This window comes from Cryobacterium sp. TMB1-7, assembly GCF_004402435.1.
Lineage (GTDB): Bacteria > Actinomycetota > Actinomycetes > Actinomycetales > Microbacteriaceae > Cryobacterium > Cryobacterium zongtaii.
This window is the reverse complement of record NZ_SOFZ01000010.1, coordinates 41,868-58,802: the sequence shown is the minus strand read 5'-3', so window position 1 is coordinate 58,802 and position 16,935 is coordinate 41,868. Positions and strand designations below refer to the sequence as shown.

The following is a 16,935-nucleotide window of genomic DNA, read 5'->3' as shown; positions in this document are numbered from 1 at the left end:
CGGATGCCAAAACCCGCGCACCCCCGGCATAACTCCTGCAATTTCTGCCAAAAACCCCTGTTTTGTCCCGTTTGGGCTCCAACCGGGGAGAATTGCAGGAGTTATGCGCATCCCGGCACGAGACCGACCCGCACCAGACTTGACTGAGTAAGGACCACACAGTGACCAGCACCGCAGCCACCAGCACCGCAGCACCCCGCCGCGCCGGGATCAACATCGGCGTCGTCGGCGCCACCGGCCAGGTCGGCGCCGTCGTGCGGCGCCTGCTCGAGGAGCGCGACTTCCCGGTCGCCAGCATCCGCTACTTCGCGTCCGCGCGCTCCGCCGGCACCGTGCTGCCCTACAAGGGTGAGCGGATCGTCGTGGAAGACGCCTCCACCGCCGACCCCACCGGACTCGACGTCGCGATCTTCTCCGCCGGCGCCACCCTGTCCAAGAGCCAGGCGCCCCGGTTCGCCGCGGCCGGCGTCACCGTGGTCGACAACTCGTCGGGCTGGCGGATGGACCCCGACGTGCCGTTGGTGGTCAGCGAGGTCAACCCGGAAGCCATCGACCAGGCCGTCAAGGGCATCATCGCCAACCCGAACTGCACCACCATGGCCGCCATGCCTGTGCTCAAGGTGCTGCACGACGAGGCCGGCCTCGAACGGCTCATCGTGAGCACCTACCAGGCGGTCTCCGGCAGCGGCCTGGCCGGCGCCCAGGAGCTGGCCAGCCAGATCCGCGCCGCGGCCGGCGACGACAACCTCTTCCAGCTGGTACACGACGGCTCCTCGGTGAGCATGCCCGAGCCCACCATCTACAAGCGGCCGATCGCGTTCGACGTCATCCCGCTGGCCGGGTCGATCGTCGACGACGGTCTGTTCGAGACCGATGAGGAGAAGAAGCTCCGCAACGAGAGCCGCAAGATCCTCCAGCTGCCCGAGCTTCTCGTCAGCGGCACCTGCGTGCGGGTGCCGGTCTTCACCGGCCACTCGCTGTCGATCAACGTCGAATTCAGCAAGCCGATCTCCGTCGCCCGCGCCACCGAGCTGCTCAGTGACGCGCCCGGCGTGCAGCTGAGCGACATCCCGACGCCGCTGGAGGCCGCCGGCGCCGACCCGAGCTTCGTGGGCCGCATCCGTCAGGACCCCGGCGTGCCCAACGGCCGCGGCCTGGCGCTGTTCATCAGCAACGACAACCTGCGCAAGGGTGCGGCGCTGAACGCGGTGCAGATCGCCGAGCTCATCGCCGCGAAACTCGCGACCCACGTCGACATCGGATAGCCCCGCGGGCACGCCGCCGGGTCCGCTCCGCTATTGTCAGAGCTTGTGGAGACGATCAGGGCAGCAGGAACCGGGAGCCGGGTGGCTTTCGCCGTATTCGCGGCGACCGCGCTGGCGCTCATCGGCTCAGCACTCATCCAGCTCGTACTCGGCGGCAACGCTGAACACCTGTTCATCGCCCTGATGGCCGTGGCCGTCACGGGCGTCCTCGAGATCCCCCGGCTCCGGCTGGGCACGGTGCCGCACCGTAGCCCGGTGGTCAGCCTGCCCATCGTGGTCGTCCTGGCTCTCGACCCGGTCTTCGCGCCGCTGATGTCGGTGGGCTTGGTCTGCCTGGGCGTTCTGATCGTGGTCTGGGTCCGCGCCCACCGGCCCGAATTGGCGTTGTACGCGGCCGGGCTCACGGGCCTGGGCGGTGCCGCGTTCGCGGGCGTCCTCGGCCTGCTCAAGTCCCTCGATGTGACCGCCGCCGGCGCAACAGCCGCCGCAGCGGTCGCCTACCTCACCACGGTGGTGGTCCTGGAGGCCCTCCGCCGGCGGTTCGACCGGCCCAGCCTCGACCTTGGCCCAGGACGTCACTACTCGGTGGCCCGCCTGGCCCTGATCGGCGGCGGGTTCGCCGGGTTCTGCTCACTGATCAGCCAGTGGACGCATCCGTTCTTCGACACCCGCACCGATACCCTCGCCACCGCCGTCACCCTGGTGCCCCTCGCGATCGTCGGCGTCGGCACGATCCTGCTCGTACGCGCCAAGGCGATGCGCCGCCGCCTGGCCGGCGTAGTCGACGGAGTCATCGACCTCAACGCCACGAACCACTTCGTCAAGTCCGGCGGGCAGGCCACGCCCATCACCATCAGCCCGGCCAGCAGCAGCGTCGACCTCGCCAGCGTGCTGCGTCGCGCCGCCATCGCCACGGTGGGCGTCGAATCCGCCGGCATCCGGCACGAGCCGGCCGGCCTGGGCGAGATCGACGCCCCGCTGTCGATCGGCGCGCTCGGCCAATACCTGGTGGCCCGCCGCGACGTGATGGACTACCCGTTCACCGGGGATGACCGACGCGCCCTGCAGGCCCTCGCGCACACCGCCGACGTGGTCTACGCCGCCCGGGAGAGCATCGGCGGCCTCACCATCCGCGCCAACACCGACCCGCTCACCGGGCTGCCCAACTATGGTGCCTTCCAGGATGCCCTGGCCAACATCAACGACCACCGCGACTACTCCGAGGCGCTGGCCGTGCTGTTCATCGACCTCGACGACTTCAAACGGATGAACGACCGCTACGGCCACCAGGCCGGCGATGAGATTCTCAGTGAGATCGGTCGTCGACTCAGCGCCGTCATCCGCCCCTACGACGTCGTCGCCCGCGTCGGCGGTGACGAGTTCGTCGTCATCCTCACCCGGCTGTCGTCGCTGGCCGAGGCGAAGCTGCTGGCCGAGAACATCATGGAGGCCACCGGCGAGCCCCTCGCCGTCAGTGGCACCGTGCTCAACCCGATCCTCAGCATCGGTCTGGCCTACTCCGCGCACCGCGAGACGGATGTCAACCAGCTGCTGCGCGACGCCGACCGCAGCATGCTCGCGATCAAGAAGTCCCGCCGCCGCGGCGGCCCGGCCAACGAGAGCAGCATCAACATCTCCGGGCACCGCTCGTCGCAGATGAACGACATCGTCGCTCGCGCCATCGACGAAGACCTGCTCGAACTGGCCTTCCAGCCGATCGTGAGCCTGGTCACCGGCCAGATCTGGGCCTTCGAGGCGCTGGTGCGGTACTCCGACCCCGAGCTCGGCCCGTTGTCACCGCCGTCGCTGGTGGAGAAGGCCAAGAGCCTCGGCCGGCTCGACGCGCTCACCCGCCAGGTGGCCCTGAAGGCGATGGCCGCCGCTGCGGACTTCCGCCTGATCGAACCGCGCATCGTCTGCATGACCATCAACGTCGAGGCCGGCCAGATCCTGCCGCAGCGGGTCGGCAGCTTCGTCGAAGAACTGGCTGACCGCTACCCGGGCATCTCGCTCTGCCTCGAACTCAACGAACGCTCTGTCGCCCGGGTGTCCACCGCGGTGCGCGCCCAGGCCGACCACCTCCGCGACATCGGCATCATGATCGCCCTGGACGACTACGGCTCCCAGGATTCCTCGGTCGACGCGCTGGTGCGGATGCCGATGGACATCCTCAAGATCGACAAGAGCCTCGTCGACGACCTCGACGATGTGCGCCAGCGTGAGGTGCTCACGGCCCTGCAGGGCTTCGGTGACAACCTCGAGTATTCGATGATCGTGGAGGGTGTCGAGAACGAGGCGATGGCCACCCATCTCTCCGCGTTGGGCATCCGCAGCGCCCAGGGTTTCCACTACGGCGTGCCGCGCAGTTTTGAAAAGACCCTCGCCCGCCTCGAAGAGTTCGGGGCTGCCGCGGTACTGCCCGTGCGCGCCGCGTCTGAGCTCCCCCTCTGAACGCTAGGGTCGCAGTATGGTCGAGCAGAGTTTGAGGTTGCCGCACGTCGGCGTGCGGGAGCGCGTTGAGCGGTCCGTTTTCCTCTCCCAGCTGCTCCTGGCCGCGGCCACCCTGCTGCTCGTCGCGGTCACGGTCGCCAAGGACGCGTCAATGTTCGTGGAGCCGCTCTACTTCCTCGGCGTCATGGTCATCTTCGCTACCACCGGACTGGCCGCCGCCGTGCCCTGGCGCCGGCTGCCCAAGATCTGGATCATCGTCCTGCCACTGCTCGACATCGTCGGGCTCACCCTGGCGCGCGAGGCGCAGCCGCAGCTCGGCGTCAGCTTCCTGCTGGTGTTCCCGGTGATCTGGCTGTCGACCCACTTCGGTCAGGCCGGCGCCGCCGGCAGTGTCATCTTCGCCAGCGTGCTGCTCTGGGCCGGCCTGCCGTTGAAGCTCTTCACCGACCCGAACAACGCCACCGGCTATGCCACCTCGCAGGCGCCGCTGCTGGCCGTCGTGACGATCATGCTCGCGTTCGTGGCCTCCGTCACCTACACCACCAACCGGCGAGCGCTGGCCCAGCGGGTGCTGCTCACCCAACAGGCCGGTCTGTTCGAGGCGGCCCTGCAGCGCTCCCGGCGCCAGGAGCAGACCCTCGACGAGATCTTCAACACCGTCGACTTCGGTGTGGTCGGCTACGACAGCGACGGACGGGTCAACTTCGTCAACCGGGCCCAGCGGTCCATGCTGACCCGGTTCGGCGTCAGCGACGGCATCGGCCTGGCCACCATCGTCTACAAGGAGGACGGTGTCACGCCCTTCGACGGTCCCGACCGGCCCACCCAGCGCGCCATCCGCGGTGAAACCGTTGACAGGGTCACGGTGTGGCTGGGTTCCCCCGACCAGCCGCAGGCCGCCGTGCTCGTGTCGGCCCGGCCCATCCACGACCACACCGGTCGGTACGACGGCGGCGTGATCGTGACCCGCGACGTCACCGCCGAGGTGCGGGCCGTGCAGGCCAGGGACGACCTCGTCGCCTCGGTCTCCCACGAGCTGCGCACCCCGCTCACCTCGATCCTGGGCTACCTCGAACTCGCTCTCGACGACGAGACGATCGACCCCGACACCCGTCGGATGCTCGAGATCGCGTCGAAGAACTCCGACCGGCTCCTCGAAATCGTCTCCGGCCTGCTCACCGCGGCCAGCGAGTCCAAAGAGGGTTTGGCGCTCACCGTCGCGCCCTGCGACCTGTCCGCGATCATCACGGAGGCCGTCGAGTCGGCCGAGCCGCTCGCCGCGCAACGCGGCATCCGGTTCGAACTGGCCGAGCTGACGCCGATCACGGTCACCGCGGATGCCTTTCGGCTGCGCCAGGTGATTGACAACATCTTCTCCAACGCGATCAAGTACAACGTGGAGTCCGGCAAGGTCAGCGTCGAGGTGCTGGAGGTGTCCTGCGGCATCGAGGTGCGCGTCGCCGACACCGGCCGGGGCATGAGCGAAGACGAACAGGGCAACCTCTTCGACAGGTTTTACCGGGCCGACTCGGTGCGGGGCTCCAGCGTGCACGGCACGGGACTGGGCCTGAGCATCAGCCGGGACATCATGCGCGAACACGGCGGCGATCTGCGCCTGGAGTCGACCAAAGGCAAGGGGACGACGGCAATCGCCACGCTCCCGGTAAACAGAGGTTGAGCGTGGCACGCCGCGCTCAACGGGGGACAACATGCACCTAGACGGACCCACCCTGCAGATGATCAGTGGGTTGATCACGATCCTGTGCGGGGTCTCATTCATCTTCAACACCGCGCTGAACCGCAACGACCCGCCGGGCCGTTTGTGGAGCCTCGCGTTCGTGGCGGGCATCATGGTGGCCGTCGGTTACGGCGTCTACATCGTCAGCGCCGAGGCATGGTGGTCGATCACGTTCGCCAACGTGTCCCTGGTCATCGCCGTCGGCGCGCTCTGGTCGGGCAGCAGGGTCTACAACGGCCGCGGCTCCGGCTTCGCCGTGGTGGGGGGCCTGGCCCTGGTCGTGGGCGTCATCAGCCTCCTCCCCGGCGCTGACGGCGGCGAGTGGGCCGGGGCTGCCCCGCTCTGGCTCGTCGTGGCGCTGATGGGCGCCTTGGGTGGCACCGAGGCCCTGCGCGGCCGTCTCCGCCGCAACGTCAACGGGCGGATCTTCGCGCTCGTGCTCTTCGTCGTCGCCCTCTTCTACTCCGGCCGCGCCATCGTCTTCACCGTGGACGGCGTCGACAGCGCCACCTTCATCACCTTTTTCAACTCGGGCACCACCTCGATCCTCAACATGGCGCTCATCGTGACGACCTGCGTCGCCACGTCGATCCTGCGCGCGGAGCGGGTTGGCAGCAACGCCGTCGGCGACATCACCGTGGGCATCCATTCGGCCGCGGGCGTGCTGTCCGGCACCGCGTTCCAGCAGGCCGCCACCGACCATCTGCAGCGGGCCGAACGGGCCGAGCTGGGCCTGGCCCTGATCGGCGCGGACATCGACAACCTCCCCGAGATCAACACGGCGTTCGGGCGCGTCACCGGTGACGAGGCCATCGCCCGCTTTGCGGACACCCTCCGCGGCAGCGCGCCACTATTGGCGCAGATCGGACACCCGGCTGCCGGCCGCTTCTACGTGCTGGCTGCCGTCGGATCCGCGACCGAGGCTCTCACCATCGTGCAGCGGATGCAGAACGCCCTCGTCGACGGACCGATGGGGGAGTCCTACAAAATCCGGCTCACCGCGAGCTTCGGCATCGCGGACACCTTCGACCACGGGTACGACCTCGCGGCCCTCACCGCCGCGTCCGGCCGGGCCATCGACGTGGTCAAGCGCCGCGGCGGCAACGACATCGCCGTGACCACCGAAGCCGCCGTCACCCGGGAACCCTAACCTCGAAACAGCCGGCGGCGGCCTAGGGCACGATCGCGACGGTGATCTGGTCGCTGGCGGTCTGCTTCGCGAACGAGGCCGAGGTGGGCGTGGTCTGGATGAGCAGCTCGTAGGTGAACGACAGTGTGACGCTGGTGGCCGTCGGGTCGAGGGCCGACAGCACGTAGGTCTGTCCGTAGCTGTACGGCGCCTTCATGAGGTAGCCGGGCACTATGGTGGTCTGGTCCACGAAGGGTGCGGGCGGCTCCAGCGCGCCCGTGGGCCCGGTGACGGCCGTAATGACGGTCATCTTGGACAGGAACACGTCCTGGCCGTCGTCGGTGCCGAGCGTGGCGCTGAGGGAGAGGCTCACGGGCTTGTTCGCGCCCGCGGTCCACTCGCCCATGTTCAGGCTCGAGGAGTAGTCCACGGTGAGAGCCGCATCCCCGGCCGTGATCTGGTGCCGGGTCGATCCCGTGGCCAAATCGTTCTCGATCGCCGTGATGGTGGCTTTGGCCTTCGGGGTCGCGGATGGGCTCGCCTCGAGGTCGGCCCAGGGGGCCTGACCGCAGGCGGCGAGAGTAATCGTGAGGCCGGCCGCACAGGCCAGCGCCGCAAGGCGGGTACGGGTTGACGTCGTCATGGGATCCCCCGGGGGTGCACTGGTGCGCGCGGCTGGTGCGCTGGTCTTGAGCATATCTTGTGAAAACCTTGCCCCCGACCGGGGGTCAGACCGTGTTTTGCCCTGACACAGTGGGGACTGTGAATGACAGCAACAACGCCACCCAGACCGCGCCCAGCCCGGATGCCCACGCCAACGAGTTCAATTCGATGGTGGCGGGCCTGCCGACGTACCGGTCCACCGTGGGCTGCATCGTTCCCGCGTACAACGAGGCCGACTCCATCGCCGGCGTGCTCGACTCGCTGCTGGCCCAGACCCGGCTGCCCGACGTCATCCACGTGGTGGTCAACAACACCACCGACGACACCGTGAAGATCGCCAGCCAGTACGCCGGCCCGCACGAGGTCGTCACCGACGGGGTGATGCAGTTCACCGAGGTGTTCGTGCACGACATCGGGGTCAACCCCGACAAGAAGGTCGGCGCGCTCAACTACGGCTTCTCACTCATCGAGGGCTGCGATTTCCTGCTCGGCGTCGACGGTGACACCACAGCGGCGCCGAACGCCGTCGAGCAGCTCGAGGCCGAGATCGCCTCGGACACCCGCGTCGGCGGCATCTCCGCGATCTACAGCATCGACGACACCGTGATCCAGGGCCTCGTCCCCAGCTTCCTCATCGCCGGCCAGCGCGCCCAGTTCGCCGCGTTCAACATGCAGAACATGCTGCGCGGCCGCAACATGGCCGTGCTCGGCGGCCAGTTCTCGATCTTCTCCATCAAGGCCCTGCGCGAGGTCATGGTCGACAGCCACCAGGCCACCCCGTGGGTCAAGGACAGCGAGGTGGAGGACTCCCTGCTCTCGCTGCAGATCAAGAGCGCCGGCTACCTCACCAAGATCAGCGCCCAGGCCCGCGCCAACGTGGGCGGCATGACCACGCTGCGCGGCCTGGATGCCCAGCAGGTCAAGTGGAACTTCGGCGCCATCGAGCTCATGTGGCCCGGTCAGCGCGGCGACACCAAGGGGCAGCCGTTCCACCCCAACCTGCGCCTGCGCTGGCTCGAGAACTTCTCGATGATCGTCAACGTCATCACCCGGGTGATGTTCTTCATCCTGCTGTTCGCTTCGCTGTCGATCGACGCGTTCGTGTTCAGCCCGATCTGGCTGATCCCGCCGGTCATCGCCATCCTGCTCAACTTCCGCACCGCCATGTCGATGAAGAGCCGCACCTGGAAGGACATCGTCTTCGCAATCGGGTTCCTCCCCGCCGAGATCTACATGTGGGTGCGGATCGGCCACTTCGTGCGCGCCTGGACCAAATTCGCCAGCAACAAGCAGGTCGACAACTGGGCCGAGCAGGCCAAGGCCGAGCGCGGCTCCGGCAACGCCTACCTGGTACCCCTCCTAGTGGGACTCGCCGCGGCGGCCGCGATGGTGTTCATCTGGTTGCAGCTACCCATCATGGTCCAGTCCACCATCCTGTGGATCGGATGGCCGATCCTTGGAGTGACCACAGTGCTGCAGACTTTGACTATGTTCTTCACACTGATCAAGCGCCACCGCGGCTACCGGGTGTGAGCGCCCACATCGAGGCCCTCGCCCTGCGCAAACTGCTCGCCCAGATGGGCGGCGACCAGAATATGCAGCGCCGCTTTGTGCACGACTTCGTGCACCTGTGGCACAGCCGGTCCAAGCGGCTGGCCGTGGCGCTGACCCAGCGATTCCCGGATGCCGAGGAAGCCCACGTGGTGTTGCTGAGCATCCGCTCGAGCAGCACCATGGTGGGGGCGGTCACGGTGGAGGCCACCGCCGCGATGATGCACGACGCCCTGCGCGACGGCGATATCGCGGGTTCGGTGAGTCACATGACCAGGCTCAACGAGGTCGGCGAGCTGGCCTGCTCCGACCTGGCCGCCATGTTCGCCCTGCAGCGCTAAGCCCCCGCCCGCCTCGTCTGTCGAGCTTGTCGAGACCCCGCGACGTGCCTACAAGACGCGCCCATCCCGTCGGTCGAGCCTGTCGAGACCCCGCGACCCGAAAGCGACCCCTAGTACGAGTCGCGCCCGGCCTGATCCGACGCCGCCAGCCGGTAGCCCACGCCGCGCACGGTCTCCAGCCAGCGCGGGGCGGTGAGGCTGTCACCGAGCTTGCGCCGCAGGTTGCTCAGGTGCGCCTCGACGGCACGCTTGTCGGCCTCGTTCACGTAGTACGACGTCACGTAGCTCTCGCCGCGCAGCAGCAGCGCCAGGTCGGCCTTGCTGCGCACCCGCCGCTTCGACTCGAGCAGTGCGGCCAGCAGGTCGAACTCGGTGCGGGTCAGGTCCAGCTCAGTGGTGCCGAGCATGGCCAGGCGCATGTCGTTACTCAGCCGCAGCCCGTTGTGCTCGATCCAGTCGTCGGCGCGTGCGTCACTGCTGGCGGATTCGGCGGTGCCGGCCTGGGGAAGCGGCACGGTCGCGACGTGCTGCCCGCTCATCGCAACCGGGGCCAGGCTCGGCGGCAGGTCGGCCGCCGGGGGAGCGGGCGCGGTGACCGGCGGAACGTACGCGGGGGTGTACTCGGGTTCCGCGGCGAGCTGTGCGCCGGCGGCCGGTGCGAACGCGGGGGCGGCGGGCTCGGTGATGACCTCGGTACCCTCCGGCGGCAGTGCCAGCCGGGGGCGGCGCAGCATGGCGTCGATGCGGGCGCGCAGTTCGCGCGGCCGGAACGGCTTGGTGAGGTAGTCGTCGGCGCCGGACTCCAGGCCCTGCAGCGTGTCGATCTCTTCGTCGCGGGCGGTGAGCATCACGAGGTAGGTGGCGCTGAACGCGCGAATCCGCTTGGCGGTCTCGAACCCGTCCATGCCCGGCATGCTCACGTCGAGCGTGGTGACGATCGGGTCGTACGCGCGAACCGCACGCACCCCGTCGAGCCCGTTGCTCGTGGCGATGGTCTTGAACCCGGCCTGGGTGAGTACGGCTTCAAGCAGATGGCGGATGTCTGCGTCGTCCTCGATAATGACCGCTACCCTGCGTATTTCCCCGGTCGTCGACATACCTGAGTATATTACGCGGGTCGAGCATCCATCAGATAGACCCGATTCGGCCCGCCGCCCGGCTACCAGCCGGCAGCGGCCGCGAGCTCGAGGGCCCGCTCGTTCCACCATTCGCCGGCGGCCGGACCGCCGTTGCAGGTGCCGTCGCTCTCGCCCGGCTCCTTCACCCACAGATTCGCGTCGCGCGAGGCCCCATCCGTTGTGGCCTCGGGAGTGCCGCCCAAAGCTTGGCCGGCAGGGTTGCACCATTCGCCGTTGCCGCCCCGGCCGTTGCGCGAGGTGTCGACGACGAAGTGGGCCCCGCCGGTAAGCGCGGAGACCGCCTCACCGAAGGCCTGCTCGGCCGCCGAGTCGTTGTAGTTGGAGACGTTGGTCGCGAAACCGCGCACCTGCGCGACGCCGGCGCGGTTGAGTAGATCGGCGGCGGTGGCCGGGGTGAGCCAGTCGGAGTGGCCGGCGTCGAGGTAGACCGTGGCGACCGTGGGCGCAAAAGCGGCCACGCCTTGCTGAATCTGCGCCACCCTCTGCTCGACATTGCCGCACTCGGTGGCCAGCGCCAGCGCATCCGGTTCGAGAATAACCACGGATGCCTTCAGCGTCAGCGCCGTCGCGATGGAGGCCACCCAGGTGGGATAGTCGGTCTCCGAGAGGCCGCCGGCCGAGAAGTTGCCGCAGTCGCGGTCGGGGATGCCGTAGACCACGAACACCGGCGTCTGCCCGACCTCTTCGGCGGCATCCGCGATGGCGGTGACGTCGGCCTGCACGGTGTTCAGCGGGTACTTCTCCGGCATCAGCCAGATCGCGGAGGGTTGCTCGGCCAGCTTGCCGAGGGTGGCGGCCGCGGCGGAGTCCGGGTCGGCGACCGCGGCGGCGGTGGCAGCCACCTGCGCGGTCGAGTTCGGGTTGGTATAGAAGGAGCGGCCGGCGAGAGGGTTGCCGGCGGCTGCGCTGGTGGCGGTGACCGCGAAGCTGCCGATGAACAGGCCGAGCGCCACGATGGGCGCAGCGAGGGTGATGATGCCCAGGGAAAGGCCGAGACGACTACCGGTCGAGTCCATTTTGCAACCTTATCGCCCGCATCCGGCGTTCGCAGCCGGGGGCTGCTGCGCCCCGGCGGAGCGGCCCGCGCGGCGGGTTAGAGTTAGAGCGTGAATTCAGAAAAGGTCGATGTCGCCCTGATTGGCGGGGGAATCATGAGCGCCACCCTGGCCACCCTGCTCGCCGAACTGCAGCCGGACTGGAACATCCAGGTCTACGAGCGCCTCGGTGAGCTCGCGCAGGAGAGCTCCAACCCGTGGAACAACGCCGGGACCGGCCACGCCGCGCTCTGCGAACTCAACTACATGCCTCAGGCTGCCGACGGCACCGTCACGGCCGAGAAGGCCGTCGCCATCAACGAGCAGTTCCAGATCAGCCGCCAACTCTGGTCGCACCTGGTGGAGACCGGGGTGCTGCCCGAGCCGGAGAAGTTCATCAACTCCACCCCGCACATGACCTTCGTGCACGGCACCGCCAACGTGGACTACCTGCGCAAGCGCATGGCCGTGCTCGCCGACCAGCCGCTGTTCGCCGGGATGGAATACAGCGAGGACCCCGCCGTCATCGAAAAGTGGACCCCGCTGCTGACCAAGAAGCGCGCCGCCAAGCAGAAGATCGCGGCGACCCGCATCGAGGCCGGCACCGACGTGGACTTCGGCGCCCTCACCCGCTACCTGTTCGCCTCGCTCAAGAAGCGCGGCACCGACGTGCACCTCAACCAGCAGGTCACCGCGCTCAAGCAGCAGGACGACGGCTCCTGGAAGCTCAAACTGCTCAGCCTGGTGGGTCGTTACACGAACACCGTCGAGGCCCGCTTTGTCTTTGTCGGTGCCGGCGGCGGCGCCCTCGCGCTGCTGCAGAAGAGCGGCATCCCCGAAATCAAGGGCTTCGGCGGCTTCCCGATCAGCGGTCAGTTCCTGCGCACCAATAACCCCGCCATCGTCAAACAGCACCAGGCCAAGGTCTACGGCAAGGCCGCCGTGGGCGCGCCGCCGATGTCGGTGCCGCACCTCGACACCCGGGTAGTGGATGGCGAGACCTCGCTGCTCTTCGGCCCATTTGCCGGGTTCAGCCCCAAGTTCCTCAAGACCAGCACCTGGTTCGACCTGCCCTTCTCCGTGCGCGCGCACAACCTCGTGCCGATGCTCGCCGTGGCCAAGAACAACTTCGGCCTGATGAAGTACCTGGTCGGCGAGGTCTTTGCCTCCCGCACGGCCAAGCTCAACGCACTGCGCGAGTTCATGCCCACGGCCAAGGCCGAGGACTGGGAGCTGATCACCGCCGGCCAGCGGGTGCAGGTCATGAAGAAGGACGCCAAGGCCGGCGGCATCCTGCAGTTCGGCACCGAGGTCATCACCTCCGCCGACGGCAGCATCGCCGGGCTCCTCGGCGCTTCGCCCGGAGCCTCCACCGCCGCGCCGATCATGGTCGACCTCCTCAAGCGCTGCTTCCCGAGCGAGTACTCCCGCTGGGAGCCGCAGCTGCGCGAGATGGTCCCGAGCCTGGGCACCAAACTCTCCGACGATCCCGCCGCGGCCGCCGCCTCCCTGGCCGCCACCGCCAAGACCCTGCACCTCACCGCGTAGGCGCGGCCGGCCAGCCTGCGCTGCGCCTGCGCCTGCGCCTGCGTCCCGCATCCGCTGCCCGACCGCGAGCTATGCGGGTCAGGCGCCGCTGTGCGGGTGGCGTGCCCCCCGCATAACGGCGCCTACCCCGCATAACGTCAAGACCGGCGGATGCGGCGCCCCGCCGGTTGAGCCACCCCGCATGACACCCACCACCTTGCATCCCACTCGAACATGTGTTCGACTGGATGCATGCGCTGGAGTGGACAGGAACTAACGACCGAGCAGGCCGGCCCGCTGCCCGGCCTGGCCCGGCTGAACAACCTGGTGCGCAGCGTCCGCACCCCCGAGTTCGACGGGATCACCTTCCACGAGGTGCTCGCCAAGTCCGCCCTCAACCGGGTGCCCGGCCAGAGTGCGATGCCCTTCGGCTGGACCATCAACCCGTACCGCGGCTGCTCTCATGCGTGCACCTATTGCTTCGCCCGCCCCACCCACAACTACCTCGACCTCGACGCGGGCAAGGACTTCGACAACGAGATCATCGTGAAGGTCAACGTGGCCGAGGTGCTCAGTAAGGAACTCGCCAAACCCACTTGGGGCAAGCATCCGGTGGCGCTGGGCACCAACACTGACCCGTACCAGCGGGCCGAGGGCCGCTACCGGCTGATGCCCGGCATCATCGCCGCGCTCGCCGACTCCGGCACCCCCTTCTCGATCCTCACCAAGGGCACCCTGTTACGCCGGGACCTCGACCTGCTTCACGAGGCCAGCCAACAGGTGCCGGTGGACCTCGCCATGTCCATCGCCATCTACGACGACGCCCTGCAGCAGGCCGTCGAGCCGGGCACCCCGAGCACCAAGGCGCGCCTAGCCACGGTCAGCGCAATCCGCGACAAGGGCATGGACTGCTCGGTTTTCCTGATGCCGATCCTGCCGTTCCTCACCGACACCAAGGCGCACCTCGACGAGGCCATGCGCCAGGCCAAGGCCGCCGGCGCCACCGGGGTGCTCTACAGCGCCCTCTACCTCAAGCCCGGGGTCAAGGAGTGGTACTTCCAGTGGCTCGAGCAGGATCATCCCGAGCTCATGCCCCAGTATCGCGAGCTTTACAAACGCGGGACCTACGCGCCCAAGGAGTACCGCCAGTGGTTGGCCGAGCGCATCCAGCCGCTGATCCGCGCGCACGGCCTGCAGCGACGCCGGGAGGACCCGGCGACCGGCGGCATCCTCTCCAAGGCGCTGACCGCGCCCAGCAACCCCAACTCCCCGCCGCCGTCCCTCATCGCCGCCGAACTCCCGCCCGAATTCTCACCCACTCTGTTTTGACCCTCACCGAGCACACACCACCGTCGAACCGGCTGCCCGCCAACCCCCGCACACCTGAGATAATCAGACGCGGAGAGGGCGCAATGTCACTTGGGTTACCCGACCACCTGGTCAAGGCCACGCTCAGCCGTGCCCTCGCCCGGGCGTCGCACTGGTTCGGCCTGGTCTGCCTGGCCGGCGCCCTATTCTCGGTCCTGGCGCTGAGCGTGTTCCCGGTCACCGAGCGGCTGCAGATCACCGTCGCCGCGATCCTCGGCATGGGCGCCCTGCTGGCGGTCCTCGCCCGCTGGCGCACGGTGCCGCTGACCATCGCCTACCTGCTGGTCGGTGCCCTGTGCACCTACCTGTTCACCAGCGCGGTGCTGGGCATGCCCGGCGTCTTCCCGTCCTCGGACATGTTTCTGATCTCGCTGCCCAAGATGGCCCTGATCATGGTCGGCGGCGCCGGCACCGGCGCGCTCGTCGGCGTGCTGTGGAGCACCCTGGGCTTCCTCCTCGCCGAGGCCGCCGCCACCCTTGCCATCTCGCAGACCCCCGTGCCCGACCGCCCCGACGTGTTCACCGTCGTCACCTATCTGTTCTTGGTCGGCGTGATGCTGCTCGACGGCCTCGCCCGCCGCACCGGACGCGCCGCCCAGCCCGCCATCCACCGCGCCGTGCAAGACGACGAGTCCCGCATCCTGCGCCACGACTTCGACGTGCGCGCCATCGCCCTCATGCACGACACCACCCTCAACCAGCTGGTGTCGGTGGCCCGCGCCAAACCCGGCCCGCTCAGCCGCGGCCTCGAGGCCGGCCTCCGCGAAACCCTGCAGACCCTCGCCGAGCGAGACTGGCTCACCCACGTCGACGAGCGCACCGCCGCCGCGGCGGGCAACGACGGATGGCTGTCCAGCGCCGTGTTCCGCGCCATCGACCGTATGCGCGACCGTGGCCTCGTCGTGGACATCACCGGCGACAAAGAGGCCCTGGCGCGCCTGGACCCGCAGAGCGACACGGAGCTGGGCCTGGCGGTTCAGCAATGCCTGGTCAACGTGCTGCTGCACGCCGGCATCGTCACCGCCGAAGTGGTCATCGACGCCGACGGTCAGAACGTTTCGGTGATGGTGCTCGACGCCGGCCGCGGTTTCATGGAGTCCGAGACCGGCAACGACAGGCTCGGGCTGCGCCAGTCGGTACGCAAACGCATCGAGCGGCTCGGCGGCTCCGTGGTGATCTGGTCCCGTCCCGGCGCCGGCACCTCGGTGTTACTCACCCTGCCCGCCCCGCCCATCGTGCCGAGCACCATCGCCGCGGCCGCCGAAGTCGCTGCCGAAACCGCCCCCGCCGCGGCTGCGGCCGCCGCCGAAACAGCCCCCGCCTCGACCACCGAGACCGACCCAGCCACCATCCCCACCGACAAGGCCACCCCGTGACCGCCCATCGCGCCACGCAGCAGCGCCTCGACCCGCTGGGCACCCTCGCCGCCTGGCCGCTGTCGCCAGCGATCGCCTCGATCGTGCTCTGCTACTCGGTGATCGCCACGGTCCTGCAACAGGACCAGATCCGAAACCCCCTGATGGCCACCCTCGCCGTGCTGGCCATGGCCGCCGCCGCGGCCACCCTGGTGATCGGCACCCAACCGGCGCGGTCGCCGTTCGGCCGCCGGATCCACCTGATCATGGCCGGCTTCGCCCTGCTCGGGTACGTCTGCGAGCAGCTCAGCCGGTGGGGCGACAACCTGCTCGTCCAAGACGACTTCGGCCCGGTCTGCATCGGTTTCCTCCTCCTGGCGCTGGCCCCCTACCGCCCGTGGCGGGAGATCGCCCTCTCCGGCGCCGTCGCCAGTGTCGTCGCCATCCTGATCACCGTGCCGCAAGCCGGCTCCTATGAAGTGCACGTCCCCGTCGCCGTGTACGCGATCGTCTCGGTCACCCAGATCCTCGCGCCCACCGCCGCCGGCGCCGCGTACTCGCGCCGCATCGTGCGCTCGATCCTGGCCTGGCAGACGGATGCCCGCCGCGCCATCGTCGCCCGCACCGAAGAAGCCCGCGGCCAGATGGCCCGGGCCGTGGTGGAGCAGCAGGTCTCCGCCCTGAAGTCCGGCGTCATCCCGTTCCTCGCCGAGCTCCTCGAGCGTGGCACCGTCACCGCCCTGGACGTGGCGCAGGCCGGCCAGCTCGCCGCCGAGGTTCGCCGCACCCTGGTCGCCGAGATCGACCGCACCTGGCTGGACTCCGTGGCCACCCGGGAACGTGCCGCCCTGGCCGAGCGCGGTACCCCGGGCCTGCTCGTCGTGGCCGACCCCGAGCACCGGGCCACAGCGTTCCGCGCCGAACAGCGTGCCGCCACCGCCGCCCTGATCGGGGCCCTCTGCGCCGCGCCCGGCTTCGACCCGCACAGCCTCGTCGTGCAGATCACCGGCTCGAGCACCCCCACGCCGCCCCGGCCCGCCCCGGCCACCCTCACCGCCCCCAGGCCCACCCTCACCAAAACGGCACCGCCGACATCCGTCGCGGTCGACACCATCACCATCCAGGCCGCCCTCGACCTGCCGCCCCGCAAGGTGCGCGCGCTGCTGCGCCCCTACCTCGGCGTCATCAGGGTGGTCTTCGCCAACGTGCGGGTCACCGTGCGGCGCCCCTCCCTCACCATCGAGTTCGACGGCGCCCGCGACCCGCACCAGGTCGGGCCACCCCGGGAGGCCCTGGCCACCCCGGCCACCCCCGCCGGGGTTCGCGCCAAGCAACCGCCCCGCCAAGTACGCTGAACCTCAAGAAACAAGACGT

Annotated in this window: 13 protein-coding genes; 10 read left to right on the top strand and 3 right to left on the bottom strand. The window is 68.9% G+C overall.

Annotated features, from left to right (window positions below; all coding sequences use genetic code 11):
• Positions 1-161: 161 nt before the first annotated feature.
• The 4 genes from E3O60_RS03685 to E3O60_RS03670 all read left to right on the top strand — a co-directional run bounded on the left by E3O60_RS03685 (position 162) and on the right by E3O60_RS03670 (position 6,604).
• Positions 162-1,265: an aspartate-semialdehyde dehydrogenase gene (locus E3O60_RS03685; RefSeq protein ID WP_088455144.1), complete on the top strand. Its 1,104-nt coding sequence runs from the start codon at positions 162-164 to the stop codon at positions 1,263-1,265.
• Positions 1,266-1,346: 81 nt separating this feature from the next.
• Positions 1,347-3,716: a bifunctional diguanylate cyclase/phosphodiesterase gene (locus tag E3O60_RS03680; RefSeq protein ID WP_088455145.1), complete on the top strand. Its 2,370-nt coding sequence runs from the start codon at positions 1,347-1,349 to the stop codon at positions 3,714-3,716.
• 16 nt (positions 3,717-3,732) lie between these two features.
• Entirely contained in the window at positions 3,733-5,394 is a 1,662-nt protein-coding gene (locus E3O60_RS03675) for a cell wall metabolism sensor histidine kinase WalK (RefSeq protein WP_134481103.1), read from the top strand.
• Between the two features lie 31 nt (positions 5,395-5,425).
• Complete coding sequence (locus E3O60_RS03670; protein WP_088455147.1) at positions 5,426-6,604, top strand: GGDEF domain-containing protein; 1,179 nt, start codon at positions 5,426-5,428, stop codon at positions 6,602-6,604.
• 22 nt (positions 6,605-6,626) lie between these two features.
• Here E3O60_RS03670 and E3O60_RS03665 read toward each other — a convergent pair whose 3' ends face one another.
• On the bottom strand, positions 6,627-7,226 hold the full coding sequence (locus E3O60_RS03665) for a hypothetical protein (RefSeq protein WP_134497168.1): 600 nt from the start codon (positions 7,224-7,226) through the stop codon (positions 6,627-6,629).
• Between the two features lie 119 nt (positions 7,227-7,345).
• Here E3O60_RS03665 and E3O60_RS03660 point away from each other — a divergent pair, with 119 nt between their 5' ends.
• Complete coding sequence (locus E3O60_RS03660; RefSeq protein WP_240632360.1) at positions 7,346-8,779, top strand: glycosyltransferase; 1,434 nt, start codon at positions 7,346-7,348, stop codon at positions 8,777-8,779.
• Positions 8,776-9,138: a hypothetical protein gene (locus E3O60_RS03655; RefSeq protein ID WP_134408096.1), complete on the top strand. Its 363-nt coding sequence runs from the start codon at positions 8,776-8,778 to the stop codon at positions 9,136-9,138. Before E3O60_RS03660 ends, E3O60_RS03655 begins: the two co-directional genes overlap by 4 nt.
• Positions 9,139-9,248: 110 nt before the next feature.
• Here E3O60_RS03655 and E3O60_RS03650 read toward each other — a convergent pair whose 3' ends face one another.
• Both E3O60_RS03650 and E3O60_RS03645 read right to left on the bottom strand, forming a co-directional pair.
• Positions 9,249-10,235: a response regulator transcription factor gene (locus E3O60_RS03650; RefSeq protein ID WP_174776279.1), complete on the bottom strand. Its 987-nt coding sequence runs from the start codon at positions 10,233-10,235 to the stop codon at positions 9,249-9,251.
• Positions 10,236-10,297: 62 nt separating this feature from the next.
• A complete protein-coding gene (locus tag E3O60_RS03645; protein ID WP_134497166.1) occupies positions 10,298-11,293 on the bottom strand; it encodes a glycoside hydrolase family 6 protein in 996 nt (331 codons plus the stop codon).
• Positions 11,294-11,383: 90 nt separating this feature from the next.
• Between E3O60_RS03645 and E3O60_RS03640 the strand changes: the two genes are divergently transcribed.
• The 4 genes from E3O60_RS03640 (at position 11,384) to E3O60_RS03625 (ending at position 16,916) form a co-directional block, all read left to right on the top strand.
• Positions 11,384-12,859 (top strand): malate:quinone oxidoreductase, encoded by a 1,476-nt coding sequence (locus E3O60_RS03640; protein WP_134497164.1) that lies wholly within the window; start codon positions 11,384-11,386, stop codon positions 12,857-12,859.
• A gap of 231 nt (positions 12,860-13,090) precedes the next feature.
• Positions 13,091-14,167: an Rv2578c family radical SAM protein gene (locus tag E3O60_RS03635; protein ID WP_134497162.1), complete on the top strand. Its 1,077-nt coding sequence runs from the start codon at positions 13,091-13,093 to the stop codon at positions 14,165-14,167.
• An 83-nt stretch (positions 14,168-14,250) separates the two neighbouring features.
• Complete coding sequence (locus E3O60_RS03630) at positions 14,251-15,582, top strand: sensor histidine kinase (RefSeq protein ID WP_134497160.1); 1,332 nt, start codon at positions 14,251-14,253, stop codon at positions 15,580-15,582.
• Positions 15,579-16,916 (top strand): hypothetical protein, encoded by a 1,338-nt coding sequence (locus E3O60_RS03625; protein ID WP_088455153.1) that lies wholly within the window; start codon positions 15,579-15,581, stop codon positions 16,914-16,916. The genes E3O60_RS03630 and E3O60_RS03625 overlap by 4 nt, the downstream gene beginning before the upstream one ends.
• Positions 16,917-16,935 lie beyond the last annotated feature (19 nt).